This window comes from Bartonella sp. CL71SXKL (genome assembly GCF_042194935.1).
Taxonomy (GTDB): domain Bacteria; phylum Pseudomonadota; class Alphaproteobacteria; order Rhizobiales; family Rhizobiaceae; genus Bartonella.
The window spans coordinates 1-736 of the sequence record NZ_JBHINI010000109.1 but is presented as its reverse complement, the minus strand read 5'-3'; the positions used below and the strand labels follow the sequence as shown (position 1 = coordinate 736).

Annotated in this window: 1 protein-coding gene and 1 pseudogene; both read right to left on the bottom strand. The window is 39.1% G+C overall.

Features of this window, described 5'->3' with window-relative positions:
- Nucleotides 1-122 precede the first annotated feature (122 nt).
- On the bottom strand, nt 123-530 hold the full coding sequence (locus ACFILA_RS09745) for a hypothetical protein (protein WP_375643795.1): 408 nt from the start codon (nt 528-530) through the stop codon (nt 123-125).
- 21 nt (nt 531-551) lie between these two features.
- A pseudogene (locus tag ACFILA_RS09740) lies at nt 552-736 on the bottom strand (filamentous hemagglutinin); the annotation flags it as partial.

Below are 736 nucleotides of genomic sequence, written 5' to 3'. Positions count from 1 at the left end.
TTCCTGTCACCGCTGCTTAAAACAACGGTGAACAATATTGAGATGATTGGTTGAGAAAACAATCCCACCATTCCAAGTGAAGGCAAGGATAGCGGATTGTTAATCATCACAAACAGCAAAACTTAAGGATAACATTCATATTGTTCTGGATGCTTTTTACAAAAAGGGCTGTTTAAGCGCTTCTTGACACTGCGCTGTGGTATGACAGCACCTGGACGACAAGCCGGAAGATTCTTTCCTTGAAAATTCTCACACCACGTTCCTGCCTCTGTATCTTTATAGCGGAATCCTGATTGAACCATACAAGAATCAATAAACGCCTTTTTATTTAAACTTAACTTTCTATTTTCTGGATCCTTATCATAAGGGGTTGGCATTCCACATTCTAATAAGGCTTTTCCTACCTCAGTAAAATCAGTAACACCATTTTTCTCCCACGCGCTCAAATATCCTCCAGGAGTTTTATTAAACTGACATCCAGCTATACTTAACAAAGTTACAGCGCTTAATAATTTTAAAGTTTGTTTCATTTTTTTCCTCCATGATTTAATTCAAGGTTTTTGTTTTAAATGAGATGAGCCATACCTTTTTTGGCATTTTTGACCCGCATCTCCAAGACAGGTATGGGAGCTTATGGGATTCATGATCACTCTCCACCATTCTTTCCACCAGTTACTGCCAGCAGGTATTGTCTCATAAGTATAGCCATTGCCGCCAATCCATCGGCTTACAAAGT

Coding starts and splice junctions, on each gene's coding strand:
- ACFILA_RS09745 (WP_375643795.1), bottom strand. CDS start 530: ATGAAACAAACTTTAAAATTATTAAGCGCTGTAACTTTGTTAAGTATA.